This window comes from Salinibacterium sp. ZJ450 (genome assembly GCF_011751885.2).
In the GTDB taxonomy this organism is placed as follows: Bacteria; Actinomycetota; Actinomycetes; order Actinomycetales; family Microbacteriaceae; genus Ruicaihuangia.
In genome coordinates, this window is sequence record NZ_CP061771.1 from 2,168,741 (window position 1) to 2,183,206 (window position 14,466).

10 protein-coding genes are annotated in these 14,466 nt (G+C 68.7%); 6 read left to right on the forward strand and 4 right to left on the reverse strand.

From position 1 onward, the window contains the following. Positions 1 to 50: 50 nt before the first annotated feature. Positions 51 to 845, reverse strand: a complete 795-nt coding sequence (locus HCT51_RS10420; protein ID WP_166873685.1) for an LLM class F420-dependent oxidoreductase — start codon at positions 843 to 845, stop codon at positions 51 to 53. 74 nt (positions 846 to 919) lie between these two features. After that, on the reverse strand, positions 920 to 2,503 hold the full coding sequence (gene ffh, locus HCT51_RS10425; protein ID WP_166873688.1) for a signal recognition particle protein: 1,584 nt from the start codon (positions 2,501 to 2,503) through the stop codon (positions 920 to 922). 79 nt (positions 2,504 to 2,582) lie between these two features. Between ffh and HCT51_RS10430 the strand changes: the two genes are divergently transcribed. Beyond that, a complete protein-coding gene (locus HCT51_RS10430) occupies positions 2,583 to 3,947 on the forward strand; it encodes an MFS transporter (protein WP_166874593.1) in 1,365 nt (454 codons plus the stop codon). A gap of 50 nt (positions 3,948 to 3,997) precedes the next feature. Here HCT51_RS10430 and ftsY read toward each other — a convergent pair whose 3' ends face one another. After that, positions 3,998 to 4,873, reverse strand: a complete 876-nt coding sequence (gene ftsY / locus HCT51_RS10435) for a signal recognition particle-docking protein FtsY (protein WP_166873690.1) — start codon at positions 4,871 to 4,873, stop codon at positions 3,998 to 4,000. 88 nt (positions 4,874 to 4,961) lie between these two features. Between ftsY and HCT51_RS10440 the strand changes: the two genes are divergently transcribed. From HCT51_RS10440 to HCT51_RS10450, 3 genes are all read left to right on the forward strand, one after another. Further along, positions 4,962 to 5,939, forward strand: coding sequence for a TIGR03885 family FMN-dependent LLM class oxidoreductase (locus HCT51_RS10440; RefSeq protein ID WP_166873693.1), 978 nt, complete (start codon positions 4,962 to 4,964; stop codon positions 5,937 to 5,939). Then, on the forward strand, positions 5,936 to 7,606 hold the full coding sequence (locus tag HCT51_RS10445; protein ID WP_166873696.1) for an alpha-amylase family protein: 1,671 nt from the start codon (positions 5,936 to 5,938) through the stop codon (positions 7,604 to 7,606). The genes HCT51_RS10440 and HCT51_RS10445 overlap by 4 nt, the downstream gene beginning before the upstream one ends. 153 nt (positions 7,607 to 7,759) lie before the next feature. Then, the gene (locus HCT51_RS10450; protein WP_166873699.1) at positions 7,760 to 8,323 is read left to right on the forward strand and encodes a histidine phosphatase family protein; all 564 of its coding nucleotides are present in this window, start codon (positions 7,760 to 7,762) and stop codon (positions 8,321 to 8,323) included. A 138-nt stretch (positions 8,324 to 8,461) separates the two neighbouring features. Here the strand turns inward: HCT51_RS10450 and smc are convergent, their stop codons facing one another. After that, complete coding sequence (smc, locus tag HCT51_RS10455) at positions 8,462 to 12,034, reverse strand: chromosome segregation protein SMC (RefSeq protein WP_166873702.1); 3,573 nt, start codon at positions 12,032 to 12,034, stop codon at positions 8,462 to 8,464. A 167-nt stretch (positions 12,035 to 12,201) separates the two neighbouring features. Here smc and HCT51_RS10460 point away from each other — a divergent pair, with 167 nt between their 5' ends. Beyond that, on the forward strand, positions 12,202 to 13,281 hold the full coding sequence (locus HCT51_RS10460; protein WP_166873705.1) for a GNAT family N-acetyltransferase: 1,080 nt from the start codon (positions 12,202 to 12,204) through the stop codon (positions 13,279 to 13,281). A 156-nt stretch (positions 13,282 to 13,437) separates the two neighbouring features. Beyond that, on the forward strand, positions 13,438 to 14,433 hold the full coding sequence (locus HCT51_RS10465) for a glycoside hydrolase family 6 protein (RefSeq protein ID WP_166873707.1): 996 nt from the start codon (positions 13,438 to 13,440) through the stop codon (positions 14,431 to 14,433). Positions 14,434 to 14,466: the final 33 nt, after the last annotated feature.

Here is a 14,466-nt window from a genome sequence, read left to right on the forward strand (position 1 = left end):
GTCGCTCGTTGCAGGCGGCGCTGGCCGTCGGCGCGGGCCATCGGCCGGTGTCAGCCGCGGTTACGGGCGTCCCGCCAGGCAAGCCAGCGCGTCACCGCATCAAAGTTGAACTCCGGCGCGGTGATGCCGAGCGTGAACAGCGAGGCTCCCAGATCGGCTAAGGCATCGGCATCCGATTCGGTGCGCCGCCGGATCTCGGTGGAGATCTCGATCTCGCTGACGTCGCGGCCGACCGCCTCACCGTGCTGGCGCAGCACACCGAGTTTGTGACGCAACACGTCGACGTCGCCGAAGCTGTGCCAGATGTCGGCGTGCTGCGCCACGATGCGCAGCGTCTTTCGCTCTCCCCCGCCGCCGATCAACACCGGGATCTTGTGCAGCGGTGGCGGGTTGATCACCGCCCAGCGGTTCTCGATCACCGGCATCGCCTCGGCGAGGGCCGCCAGCCGGGTACCGGGGGTGCCGAACTCGTAGCCGTACTCGTCGTAGTCGCGCTGGAACCAGCCGGCGCCGGTGCCGAAGATGAACCGGCCATCCGACATGTGGTCGAGGGTGCGGGCCATGTCTGCCTGCAGGTTGGCGTTGCGGTAACTGTTGCAGTTGACCAGCGTGCCGATCTCGACCCGCTCGGTCTGCTCCGCCCAGCCGCCGAGCATGGTCCACGCCTCGAAGTGCCTGCCCTCGCGGTCGCCGCTCAGCGGGAAGAAGTGGTCCCAGTTGAACAGGATGTCGACGCCGGCATCTTCGAGCCGGCGAACGGCATCGCGGATCTGCGAATACGACGCGTGCTGCGGGGCGATCTGCACGCCAAGGCGGATCGGACGCTGATGAGTCGGGCTGGTCACCCGATCACCCTAACGGCGCGGCGTGAGCGATGGCACGGGGTTACCGGCGGCACGCTGTTACCGGCAACGTGGTGTCAGCGGCCGAGGAACTTCTGCAACGACTCGAGCTCTTCCGGGCTGGGTCCGCCCGCAGCGGCATCCTTCGCCCCGCCACCGAGACCGCCGAGGCCGAAGCCGGAGCCACCGCCGCCGACGCCTGCCGGCTTCACGCCGGACGCCTTGGCCGCGTTCTCCGCGGCGCGCTTGGCCGGGTTGCCCGACTTGGAGCCGGCCTTCTTCTTTGGCAGCGTCTTGCCGCGCCCGCCGCCGAAACCGCCGGGCATCGGGCCCATCCCTGGCATCTGCGGCATGCCGCCGCGCGCCACGGTCTTCATCATCTTGGCGGCCTGCTCGAAGCGGTTCACCAGCTGGTTGACGTCGGTGACGGTCATGCCGGAACCGCGCGCGATCCGCATCCGGCGCGAGCCGTTCAGGAGCTTGGTGTTCTGCCGTTCCGCCGGGGTCATCGACTGGATGATCGCCTCGGTGCGGGTCAGTTCGCGCTCGTCGAAGTTGTCGAGCTGCTCGCGCATGCCCTTGGCGCCGGGCAGCATGCCGAGCATGCCCTTCAGCGAGCCCATCTTCTTGATCTGCTGCATCTGGCCGAGGAAGTCCTCGAGGGTGAAGCTGTCGGTCGCGAACTTCTCGGCGACCATCGCCGCCTCGTCCTCGTCGAACGCCTTCTGCGCCTGCTCAATCAGGCTCAGGATGTCGCCGAGATCGAGGATCCGGCTGGCCATCCGGTCGGGGTAGAACGGCTCGAAGTCGCCCAGGTTCTCACCGGTGGAGGCGAACATGATCGGGCGGCCGGTGACACTCGCCACCGACAGCGCGGCACCACCACGGGCGTCGCCGTCAAGCTTGGTGAGCACTACGCCGGTGAAGTCCACGCCCTCCTGGAACGCCTTCGCCGTGGCGACGGCATCCTGACCGATCATCGCGTCGATGACGAAGAGGACCTCGTCGGGGTCGGTGGCCTTCCGGATGTCGGCGGCCTGCTTCATCATTTCCTTGTCGACACCGAGACGACCGGCGGTGTCGATGATGACCACGTCGTGCAGCTTGTCCTTGGCGTACTTCAGCCCGTCCTTGGCGACCTTGACCGGGTTGCCGACACCGTTGCCCGGCTCTGGGGCGAAAACCGGAACACCGGCCTGCTCGCCGACCACCTGCAGCTGGGTGACCGCGTTCGGACGCTGCAGGTCAGCGGCAACCAGGATCGGGGTGTGGTTCTGCTCGGCGAGCCACTTTGCCAGCTTGCCGGCGAGGGTGGTTTTACCGGCACCCTGCAGGCCGGCGAGCATGATCACCGTCGGCGGGGTCTTCGCGAACTCGAGGCGGCGCTGCTGCCCGCCGAGGATGCGCACCAGCTCTTCGTTGACGATCTGCACGACCTGCTGGGCAGGGTTCAGCGCCTTGTTCACCTCGTCGCCGAGGGCGCGCTCGCGCACGGTGCCGGTGAAGTCCTTGACCACCGGCAGGGCGACGTCGGCGTCGAGCAGTGCGCGCCGGATTTCCCGGACGGTGCCGTCGACATCCGCGGGACTCAGCTTGCCCTTGGTGCGGAGGTTCTTGAAGGTGTCTGTCAGACGGTCGGAGAGATTCCCAAATGTGGCCATGGTCTGGATAGTTTAACCCGCCCGCCGACGGACTAGCGTTGATGGCGCTTCCCCCACGCACCAAGGACCCACTATGACCATGCCTCCGCGCACCTCCGCGCCCACCCGCACCGAGCGGCTCGACCGCCTGCCGTTCACCCGAGCGCATCGAAAACTGCTGGTCGGGTCGGGGCTCGGTTGGGCGCTCGACGCGATGGATGTCGGATTGCTGTCGTACGTGCTGGTGGCGCTCGCCAGCACCTGGGAGGTCACCCCGACCGAGCAGTCGTGGCTCGCCACGATCTCCGCGATCGGCATGGCGATCGGCGCGAGCGTCGGCGGGCTGCTCGCCGACAAGTTCGGCCGGCGCCAGGTGTTTGCGGTCACCCTGCTGATCTTCGGCGTCGCGACCGGTCTGAGCGCGCTGGCCTGGTCGGTGGGCGCGCTGATCGTGTTCCGGTTCCTGATCGGCCTGGGACTCGGCTCCGAACTGCCGGTTGCGTCGACACTGGTCAGCGAGATGGCGCCTGCCCGCATCCGCGGGCGCATCGTCGTGATCCTCGAGGCGTTCTGGGCGGTCGGCTGGCTCGCCGCCGCACTGATCGGCGCGTTCATCGTGCCGCTCAGCGACGACGGCTGGCGCTGGGCCCTCGCGATCGGCCTGATTCCCGCCCTGTACGCCGTGGTGGTGCGCTTCGGCCTGCCCGAATCGGTGCGGTTCCTGGAGTCGAAGGGCCGGCATGCCGAGGCGGAAGCCGTGGTGCGCGGGTTTGAGGCATCCGCCGGTGTGACGGATGTCGCGTCGCCTGGAGTGACGGATGTCGCAGCCCCCGCCACGGTCGAGACCACCCCCGCACAGCTCGGCGCGCGGCAGCGGCTGGCCGGGCTGTTCTCGAGCGAGTTGCGCGGCCGCACCGTGCCGCTGTGGATCGTCTGGTTCTGCGTCAACTTCTCCTACTACGGCGCGTTCATCTGGCTGCCGACGATCCTGTTCAACTCCGGCTACCCGCTGGTGAAGTCGGTGGAGTTCACCCTGATCATCACCCTCGCGCAGCTGCCGGGGTACGCGGTGGCGGCCTGGCTGATCGAGATCTGGGGTCGCCGGATGACCCTTGCCGTGTTCCTCGCCGGGTCCGCGGCATCCGCTGTCCTGTTCGGAACCGCCACCACCGACACCACGGTGCTGCTGTTCGGCTGCCTGCTGTCGTTCTTCAACCTGGGTGCCTGGGGTGCGCTGTACGCGATCACGCCCGAGCTGTACCCGACGCGGCTGCGGGCGACGGGTGCCGGCTGGGCGGCCGCGGTGGGTCGGATCGGCGCGATTCTCGCTCCGCTGTCGGTGCCGGTGCTGTCGGCGCTCGGCGGGAACGCGCTGCTGTTCGGCGCGTTCGGTGTGTTCTTCGTGATCGCCGCGGTGAGCGCGCTGCTGCTGGCCGAGCGGCGCGGGCAGGCGCTCGAGGAGTAACGGCGCCCGGTGATCGAGCCTGTCGCCCCGGTGATCGAGCCTTTCGAGATCTAGCCGACCAGACCCGCCGCGTACACGTGCGGGGTGAAGCCGGTGAGGTCGTTAATGCCCTCACCCTGGCCGATCAGCTTGATCGGGATGCCGGTCTTCTCCTGCACAGCCAGCACGAAGCCGCCCTTGGCCGAGCCGTCGAGCTTGGTGATCACCAGGCCGGTGACTCCGGCGTGCTCGATGAACGCCTGCGCCTGCGCCACCCCGTTCTGCCCGGTGGTGGCGTCGAGCACCAGCAGCACCTCGGCGATCGGTTCGAGTTTCTCGATCACCCGGCGCACCTTGGACAGCTCGTCCATCAGGCCGCTCTTGGACTGCAGCCGACCCGCGGTGTCCACCAGCACGATCTCGGTGCCGTCCAGGCGGGCACGTTCCACGGTCTGGAAGGCGACGGATGCCGGATCCTGGCCCTGCTGCTGCGGCCGGACAACGGATGCCCCGGCCCGCTCGGCCCAGGTGGCGAGCTGCTCGACCGCGGCGGCCCGGAACGTGTCGGCCGCACCGACCACGACGCTTCGCCCGTGGTTGACCAGGAACTTGGCGAACTTGCCGATGGTGGTGGTCTTGCCGACACCGTTCACGCCCACGACCAAAACCACCGCGGGACGGTTGCTCAGCGTCAGGGTCGGGTCGTACTTGGCGAGACGCTCTTCGAGGGTCTCGCGCAGCATCCGTTTCAGGTCTGCCGGATCGGTAGTGCGGAACCGCGCCACGTTCGCGCGCAGCTCCTCGACGATCGCGTCGGTGATGTCCGGTCCGAAGTCCGCCGAGATCAGGGCATCTTCGAGGTCTTCCCAGGTGCCCTCGTCGATGGTCTTCTTCGCGAACATCCCGCGCAGGGCGCCGGACAGTGACCAGGAGGTGCGTTCAGCCATGAGAACAGGCTAGAGCACCGCGACCCACCCCCTGTTCGGGTGACATTTGCTCCGGAACATGGAACAGTCGGGAGCTGAGGAGGCGACTGTGACCGTTATCGGATTCCATGCATCGCACGAACAGATCCATCCCGCCGAACTGCTAGCCGCCGTGCGGCGAGCCGAGCAGGCGGGTTTCTCCGCCGCCATGTGCAGCGACCATTTCGCGCCGTGGAGCGCCAGGCAGGGGCATTCCGGCTTCGCCTGGGCCTGGCTCGGGGCCGCCCTGCAGGCGACATCCCTGCCGCTGGGGGTGGTGAACGCGCCCGGGCAGCGATATCACCCGGCCATCATCGCGCAGGCGGCCGCCACCCTGGAGGCGATGTACCCCGGCCGGTTCTGGATGGCGCTCGGCAGCGGCGAGGCGGTGAACGAGCACATCACCGGGGACGCCTGGCCGGACAAAAAGCGCCGGAACGACCGGCTGCGCGAGAGCGTGGACGTGATGCGCTCGCTGTTCGCCGGTGACGAGGTGAGCCACCGCGGTGAGGTGGTGGTCGACCGGGCGAAGCTGTGGACGCGGCCCGCCGCTCCCCCGCCGATGTATGCCGCGGCGGTCACTCCCGAGACCGCCGAGTGGGCCGCCGGCTGGGCGGACGGCCTGGCAACTGTGGCTCGCCCGCCACGGGACCTGCGGCCGGTGATCGACGCCTACCGCTCGGCTGGCGGCATCGGGCCGATCGTGCTGCAGGTGCACCTCAGCGTCGCCGACACCGAGCACGAGGCGCTGGCGATCGCGCACGAGCAGTGGCGCACCAACGTGTTCTCGGCACCGCTGTGCTGGGACGTCGACCTTCCCGAGACGTTCGACATTGCCGCCCAGCATGTGCCGGCCGAGGCGATGTACGACAACGTGCTCGTGGCATCCGACCCTGCCCGATTCGTCGACTGGCTCGGTGAGTTCACCTATCTTGGCTTCGACGAAATCTACCTGCACCACGTCGGCCAGCAGCAGTCAGGGTTCATCGACACCTTCGGCGAGCATGTGCTGCCCCAGCTGGACGTGACGAGAAAGGCGATTGCATGAGGATCACCGACACCAGCGACCTGTGGTGGAAGAATGCCGTGGTGTACTGCCTCGACGTCGAGACGTTCATGGACTGGAACGGCGACGGGCACGGCGACTTCGAGGGGCTCGCGCACCGGCTCGACTACCTGTCCGACCTCGGCGTGACCTGCCTGTGGCTGATGCCGTTCTACCCGACCCCCGACCGGGACGACGGCTACGACATCGCCGACTTCTACGGGGTGGACAAGCGTCTCGGCCATCTGGGCGACCTGGTCGAGATGATCCGCAGCGCCCGGGACCGCGGCATGCGGGTGATCGCCGACCTGGTGGTGAATCACACCTCGGCGAAGCATCCGTGGTTCGTCTCGGCACGCTCCAGCCGCACGTCGCCGTACCGCGATTTCTACGTGTGGGCCGACGAGCCGCCGAAGAACGCCCCGGCTTCCGTGTTCCCTGGTGAGGAAAAGGGTGTCTGGACGCTGGACCCGCGCACCGAGCAGTACTACCTGCACCGGTTCTACCGGCACCAGCCCGACCTGAATGTCACGAACCCGCGGGTGCGCGAAGAGATCGCCAAGATCCTCGGTTTCTGGCTGGAGCTCGGTCTGTCCGGCTTTCGGGTGGATGCGGTGCCGTTCTTCCTCGAGAGCGAGGGCACCAACGCCGGCGACGAGTTCGGCGATCCGCATGACTATCTGCGGCAGCTGAAGGAACTGGTGAGCAGGCGGCAGGGCGACGCGATCCTGCTCGGCGAGGTAAACCTGCCGTTCGACCAGCAGATGGCGTACTTCGGCGGCAGTGAGGGCGACGAGCTCACGATGCAGTTCGACTTCGAGTCAATGCAGCGGATGTACCTGTCGCTGGTGCGGAAGGATGCCCGACCGCTCGCCGCGACCCTGGCCAGGCGCCCCGCCCTCGCGGAACGCTCGCAGTGGGCGAACTTCGTGCGCAACCACGACGAGCTCACCCTCGACAAACTCAGCGAGACGGAACGCCAAGAGGTGTTCGACGCGTACGGGCCAGAGGAGCGGATGCAGGCGTACGGCCGCGGCATCGTGCGCCGGCTGCCGACCATGTTGGGCGGCGACCCGCGGCAGATTCGCATGGTGTACAGCCTGCTGTTCTCGCTGCCGGGCACCCCGGTGCTGTTCTACGGCGAGGAGATCGGCATGGGCGAGAACCTGGACGCCGGCGGCAGGCTGGCGGTGCGCACCCCGATGCAGTGGAGCGACGGGGTGAACGGCGGCTTCTCGTCTGCCCGACGATCGGCGCTGCCGAACCCGGTGGCCGAGGGCGGATACGGGCCCGAGCATGTCAATGTGTCTGCCCAGCGGCACGACCCCGACTCACTGCTGCACTTCATGCGCAAGCTGATCGCGCTGTACCGCTCCTCCACCGAGATCGGCTGGGGTGAACTCACGATCCTCGAGCAGCCGAACCCGGCGGTGCTCGCGCACCGGGTGACCGGGCGGCTCGGCAGCATGGTGGCGTTGCACAACTTTTCGGATGAGGCGGTGACCGTGCCGCTGACGATCGACAACGCCGACGGCGACAGCCACCTGGTGGACCTGCTGCACGGGGATGTCACCGAGACCTCCGCGTCGGGCAAGGCCGAGTTGACGCTCGAGGCGTACGGATACCGCTGGCTGCGGGTGGTCGACCCGGGCAGTCGGCGCCTGCCGTGACCTGAGCGTGCCTGCCGTGACCGGAGCGTGGTGCTGAGGTCTGCCGTTTGGTTGTTCCGGCTTCGCGGGAAGGGCCGAAGGGCAGACCACAGGCTGTTCCGGCGCGATCGCGGGAGAATGGGAAGCGACATCCCCTAGCGAAAGCAGCTGACCATGACGATCGCCTTCATCCGCCACGGACAGACCGACTGGAACGCCGCCGGGCGTATGCAGGGCAGAACCGACATCCCATTGAATGACACCGGTCGTCAGCAGGCGCGGGACGCGGTCGACGTGCTGCACGACGTCGAGTGGGACGTGATCGTGTCGTCGCCGCTGTCGCGGGCGCGGGAGACCGCCGGCATCATCGCCACCGGGTTGGAGATCGAGCTCGGCCGCAGCTATGACCTGCTGGTGGAGCGCAACTACGGGGTGGGCGAGGGCCTCACCATGGAGGAGATCCTGGCACGCTGGCCCGACCGCGACTACCCGGGGCTGGAACCGCTCGACTCGGTGGTGTCCCGCGGCACCGCGGCATTGCAGCAGATCAACGACGAGTACCAGGGTCGGGATGCCGTCATCGTCTGCCATGGCACCCTGATCCGGTACACGCTGGCGGCGCTGCACGGGCAGCCGCTGGATCGCATCCAGAACGGGTCGGTCTCCACGGTTGACCTGGTGGATGGTCAGTGGCGGGTGCTCTGCGTGAACGGCACCATGCTGGACGCGCTGGTCTGACGGGCAGGTCTGACGGGCAGGTTTGACGGACGGAGAACGGCGGCTCGGGAGGACGTTTCCGGCCGAAAACGTCCTTCCGAGCCGCCGTTTACCGTCGCTCGAGGCGCGCACCACGCGGCGGAGCGGCCAAGGCGACTGCTAGCTCGCCCGCTCCTCCGGCTGCACCACTCGCTGCCCGACCACCGCGCTCACGCCGTCCTGGCGCATCGAGACGCCGTACAGGGCGTCGGCGATCTCCATCGTGCGCTTCTGGTGGGTGATCACGATCAGCTGAGAGGTCTGGCGCAGGTCTTCGAAGATGGTGAGCAGGCGGCCGAGGTTCGCGTCATCCAGCGCCGCCTCGACCTCGTCCATGATGTAGAACGGGCTGGGCCGGGCCTTGAAGATCGCGATCAGCAGCGCGACCGCGGCGAGGGATCGTTCGCCGCCGGACAGCAGCGACAGCCGCTCGATCTTCTTGCCCGCCGGCTTCACCGACACCTCGATGCCGGTGGTCAGCATGTCATCGGGGTTGGTGAGCTGCAGGCTGCCGGTTCCGCCGGGGAACAGGATCGGGAACACCGTGTCGAACGCAGCCTGGGTGTCGTTGAACGCCGACGAGAAGATGTCCTGCATCTTCTCGTCGATCTCCTCGATGATCGTGAGCAGGTCTTTGCGGGTGTTGGTGAGGTCGGTCAGCTGCTCGGTGAGGAACTTGTGCCGCTGCTCGAGCGCCGCGAACTCTTCGAGCGCGAGCGGGTTCACCCGGCCGAGTTGCTGGTACTTGCGTTCCGCCTTGGCGAGGCGCTGCTGCTGCTCGGCGCGGTTGAACGGCCTTGAGGGGATGTCGGTGTCGGGGGTGTCGGGTTTAGAGACGCTCGTTCCTCGCTCCTCAACCAGCGGGGCGTCATCCGGCACCGGCACCTGCGGCCCATACTCGGCGACCAGCACATCTTCGATCAGTCCTAGCTCGTCCCCCGCCCGCTCGAGCAGCGTCGACAGGTGCAGCTTCTTCTCGTACACCTGCATCTCGAGGCCGTGCACGTGCTCACTGACCGCGTGCAGGCGCTCCCGCAACGCCGCCTCCGAGGCGCGCAGGGTGGCCAGTTCCTGGTTCTGCGCGGTCCGTTCCGCCTCCGCGGCGATCAGGGTCACCCGCGCCTCGGCAACCGAGCGGTCGACGGCGTTCAACACTGGGGGCAGCGCCTCAACCACGGATGTCGCGGCCGCGATCTGGCGCTGCCGGATCACTGCGAGGCGAGCCTGCTCCTCGGCCGCGGCCCGTTCGGCCTCCAGTTGCGCGGCCAGGTTCTTGGCACGGCCTTCTTCGGCGCGCACGCGTTCACGCACCGTCTCGAGCTGAATGCGGGCGTCAAGCTCGCCGGCCCTGGCGGCCTCCACCTCGGTGAGCAGCTCGTCGCGTGCCGACACGTCGAGCATCGGCCGGGGCCTGGCCGCGTAGTCAGCGTGCGCCTCGACCGCTCGGTCCACGACCGCTTCCGCTGCGCGCACCGCCTCGGCGGTGGTCTCGAGGGCCGTCGACACGCGTTCGCACTCCGCCTCGGACGATTCCAGCTGCACCCGGACCCTGGCGACCTGTTCGCCGTGGGCGGCCAAGCGGGCGTCGCGCTCGCGCAGGGCGGCCAGCGCGGCCGCGGCATCCTTCTTTGCGGTATCGAGCGCCGCCCTGCTGTCGGCCAGTGTGCCGCGAACCCGTTCGGCGAGGGTGGTGACCTCGGTCAGCCGCACCGCGGCGGCATCGCGCTCGGCGAGCAGCTCGATGCGACCCTGCTTGCCACCGGATCCGCCGCGCAGCACGTGCTCGGTGAGCACATCGCCGTCGCTGGTGACCAGCGTGATCGGGCCGCCGAGCCCGGCGCCGGCGAGCAGCGGGGCGGCGGCGCGCGCCTTCTCGAGGCTCTGGGCGATGCCGATGAAGCTCAGGATGCCGCGGACCCCGCTCGGCGCGTCGACCACGGTGTGTGCGGGAACGATGCCGTCGATGGCCGGCCACTCCGGCGCCGGTGTGACGGTGTCGCCGATCACGACCTCGACCCGGCCGAAGTCCGCCGCCTTGGCGTGGGCGACGGCGTCGTATGCGGCGTCGCGGGAGTCGGCCAGCACGGCGTCGGCGAGCGAGCCGAGCGCTGCGGCGATCGCGGATTCGAAGCCCGGCGTCACCTGCACCTGTTCGGCCACGAGACCGGCGACGCCCGGCAGCGCGGCGGCGACCAGGTCGTGCGCGCCATCCTTGATCTCCAGCGCCCGGGACAGGGCGCTGGTGCGGGCAGCGAGCGCGTCGCGTTCCCGCTCGGCGGCGTGCAGCTCGTCGCGGAGGGTCTCGATCTCGACCTGCAGCGCCAGCACCGCGGCATCCGCCCTCTGGTGTCGTTCGTCGAGCGCTCCGTCGCGCTCCTGGTCGGTGTCTTCGCGCTGTTCGAGCGCGGCGTAGTCGGCGCGCGCCTTCTCCCGCCGGGCGACGGCGTGCTCGAGCGTGTTCTGCTGGCGGAGGGATTCGCCGCGCACGCCCGCCAGTTTGGACTTCGCCAATTCGGTCTGGCTGGCGAGCTTCGCCAGTTCCAGGTCGTGCTGCGAGATCAGGGCACTTTGCGCGCTGATCTCCTCGTCGAGGGAGTCGAGCGAGGCCTTCGCGGTGGCGGTGGTCGCGGCTGCCCGGCCGACCGTCGCCTCGGCCTCGGCCACGCCGGTGCGCAGGTGTGCGGCTTCCTCGTGCGCTGCCCGCACCATGTCGGGCGAGATCGTGGTCTGCATGCCAGGCAGTTCGGCCTGCTGGCCGAGCAGGGCGAGCTTCTGGTTGGCCAGCGAGTACAGGCTGCGCAGCCGTTCCTGCGCCTGCTCCAGTCCGAAGCTGACCCGGCGGGCCTGGTCGACGGCGTCGCCGACCATCGCCTGCTCGATGTGCACGGAGCGCATCTTCGCCTGGTCGACCTGCTCCTGCAGCACGATCCGCTCGCTCTTGCGGTCGTTCTCGTCGCGACTGAAGTCGGTGATCGCGGTGCGTAGTTCCACCACCTCATCGGCCAGCAGCCGGGCGCGGGCATCGCGCACGATCGCCGCGATGGACTGCGCCTCCCTGGCGATCTCAGCCTGGTGCCCGAGCGGCTTCAGCTGCCGCCGGATCTCGCCGGCGAGGTCGTTCAGCCGGGTGAGGTTGGCCTGCATCGCCTCGAGCTTGCGCAGCGTCTTCTCTTTGCGGCGGCGGTGCTTCAGGATGCCGGCGGCCTCCTCGATGAAGCCGCGGCGTTCCTCGGGGCTGGCGTGCAGCACATTGTCGAGCCGGCCCTGGCCGACGATGACGTGCATCTCCCGGCCGAGCCCGGAGTCGCTCAGCAGTTCCTGCACGTCGAGCAGCCGGCAGCTCTCGCCGTTGATGGCGTACTCGGAGCCGCCGTTGCGGAACAGGGTGCGGCTGATCGTCACCTCGCTGTACTCGATCGGCAGCGCGCCATCCGTGTTGTCGATGGTCAACGTCACCTCGGCGCGGCCAAGCGGCCCGCGGGTCGAGGTGCCGGCGAAGATGACGTCTTCCATCTTGCCGCCACGCAGCGTCTTGGCGCCCTGCTCACCCATCACCCAGGCGAGGGCGTCGACCACGTTGCTCTTGCCTGACCCGTTCGGGCCGACGACACAGGTGACGCCCTGCTCGAAGGCGAATGTGGTCGGCTGTGCGAAGGACTTGAACCCCTTCAGGGTCAGGCTCTTCAGATACACGGGGCCGCCTTCATTCGCTGGCAAATACTGGGTCTACGGTACTTCACCGGATGCCGCCACTCGCGCTGCCGCGCTGGTGCGCCAACCGCGTCGTGACCGTGCCGATACCCGGTGGTGGGCGGTAGTGTGTGGTCGCGAAGGCCAGGGACTGCGGCGGGAGCGGCACGATGATTCAGTTCCAGATCGACGAGGTGAGGATCCCGTCGACGCTCGATGCCGCCGACGCAGCTGACTTCACCGCCTCGATCGGGGTGGCCGGCGACGTGGTGGCCGGCATCACCGGGCATCGCGAGTTCGTCTGGACGGCGGCGGAGGAACTGCCGGAGTGGCAGAACCCGCTGGAACCGAAGCGCCTGTGGGTGGCCCGTCTCGACGGCCGGGTCGTGGCGCGGGCCGTGTACCGGCCGCTGCCGACCGAGGGCACCCGCACCGCCGAGATGGAGATCGATGTGCTCGCCGAGCATCGCCGCCTGGGCATCGGGTCGGCGCTGCTGCACGCCATGCTCGCCGCCGCCGGCGATGACGGCCGGACGGTGCTGCAGACCTGGGCGCTGCATCCGCTGCCGAGCGGCCCTGTGCTGCCCTCCCCCACCGGCTTCGGCACGGTACCGGCTGATTCGGATGCCACCCTGTTCCTGCTCGCGCAGGGGTTCCAGCTCGGGCAGGTGATCCGGATCAGCCGGCTGGCGTTGCCGGTGGATGCGGCGGAGCGTGACGCGCGTCTGGTCGAGGCGAGCGCGGCGGCGGGTTCCGAGTACCGTCTGGTGCGCTGGGTGGGCGCGACGCCGCCGGAGTGGCGGGCCGACATGACGCGGCTGCGCCAGCGGATGAGCACGGATGCCCCGACCGGTGACATGGATGCCGAGGAGGACGAGTGGAGCGTGGAGCGGCTGCTCGCCTTCGACGCGGCCGTGCAGCAGAGCCCGCGGGTGACGCTCACCGTGGTAGCTGAGCACGCGGCATCCGGTACCCTCGCCGGCTTCACCGAACTGTCTGTCCCCGCGGAACTCGACCGGCCGGTGGATCAGGGCGACACCCTGGTGCTGCGTGAACACCGTGGTCATCGTCTCGGCATGTGGATGAAGGCGGCGAATCTGCGGTTTCTCGACCAGACGCATCCGGGACATCCGGCGATCGTCACCGGCAACGCGGAAGAGAACCGGCCGATGCTGAACGTGAACGAGGCGCTCGGGTTCATGCCGGTCGCGGTGGAGGCGGCCTGGCAGAAGACGCTGAGGGACGCGTGACGTGCGTGGGCGCTGCCCCGTTCTGGGGTAGACGTTCCCCCCGTTCGGAGGCTGCCGCCCGGCGCCGGTCGGTGGAATCGTGGATGACGGCCGGTTGGGAGAGGCGCCGCATCGACGAAGGCGCCCCCGCTTGCCCGTGTTTCCAGGACTTTCACCATGAACTCTCTTCTGCGCTTTGCGTTGCCCACCACGTCCATCGTGCTGCTCGTCGCGGCGGCCTTCGTGGTGCTGCCTGAGGCGGAGGCGGCGATGGATACGCCTGACCCGCTGACCGCGACCGCACCGGAGCTGTACGCAGGTGGGCTGTATGTGGAACCGGACACTGCCGCTGAACAGGCTGTTGCCCGGTTCGAGGAGCAGGGCAGAAGCAGCCAGGCCGACCTGCTTCGCAAGATCAGCAGCCAGCCCACCGCGATCTGGCTGGGCGATTGGTACGAGACCGACCTGCTGGTGCGGGTGATCACCCGCAACCTGGATGCCGCTGCCGAGCAGGGCACGACGCCAGTGTTCGTGAATTACGCCATCCCGAACCGCGACTGCGGCGGCTACTCCAAGGGCGGCTTCGAGGCGGCTGACTATCTCGAGTGGACGCGCACGATCGCCGACACTATGCGCGGCAGCCGCGCGGTGGTGTTGCTCGAGCCGGACTCGCTCGCCATGCTGAGCGCCGACAAGTGCGCCACCGAGGTTGACACCCGGCCGGCGCTGCTGCGCGACGCGGTGGAAATCCTGACGGATGCCGGCCTGACGGTCTACCTCGACGGCGGCAACAACTACTGGATCGCCGAGCACGTGATGGCTGACCGTTTGACTGCGGCCGGGGTCAGCATGGCCCGCGGTTTCTTCACCAACGTGTCGAACTTCTACCCGGTCGACGCGGAGCGTGAATACGGCGATGCGCTCAGCGCGCTGCTCGGGGGCAAGAACTATGTGACCGACGTCTCCCGTAACGGCACAGGGTGGCAGGGCACGTGGTGCAACCCGACCGGCGCCGGCCTCGGCGAGGCGCCGCACGCCACCGACGGCAGCACCAAGCTCGACGCGCTGCTCTGGGTCAAGCACCCCGGCCTGAGCGACGGCACCTGCAACGGCGGCCCGGAGGCGGGCGAGTGGTGGGATGAGGGAGCGTTGGAGCTGGCCCGCAACGCCTGACCCCGGCTGGACCCGGCGTCAGGCGGCGTCCTT

What these genes read in the sequence shown, in the direction of transcription:
- ftsY (WP_166873690.1), bottom strand. Translation starts at nt 4,873, where the DNA reads ATGGCTGAACGCACCTCCTGGTCACTGTCCGGCGCCCTGCGCGGGATG.
- HCT51_RS10460 (WP_166873705.1), top strand. Translation starts at nt 12,202, where the DNA reads ATGATTCAGTTCCAGATCGACGAGGTGAGGATCCCGTCGACGCTCGAT.
- HCT51_RS10445 (WP_166873696.1), top strand. Translation starts at nt 5,936, where the DNA reads ATGAGGATCACCGACACCAGCGACCTGTGGTGGAAGAATGCCGTGGTG.
- HCT51_RS10465 (WP_166873707.1), top strand. Translation starts at nt 13,438, where the DNA reads ATGAACTCTCTTCTGCGCTTTGCGTTGCCCACCACGTCCATCGTGCTG.
- ffh (WP_166873688.1), bottom strand. Translation starts at nt 2,503, where the DNA reads ATGGCCACATTTGGGAATCTCTCCGACCGTCTGACAGACACCTTCAAG.
- HCT51_RS10430 (WP_166874593.1), top strand. Translation starts at nt 2,583, where the DNA reads ATGCCTCCGCGCACCTCCGCGCCCACCCGCACCGAGCGGCTCGACCGC.
- HCT51_RS10450 (WP_166873699.1), top strand. Translation starts at nt 7,760, where the DNA reads ATGACGATCGCCTTCATCCGCCACGGACAGACCGACTGGAACGCCGCC.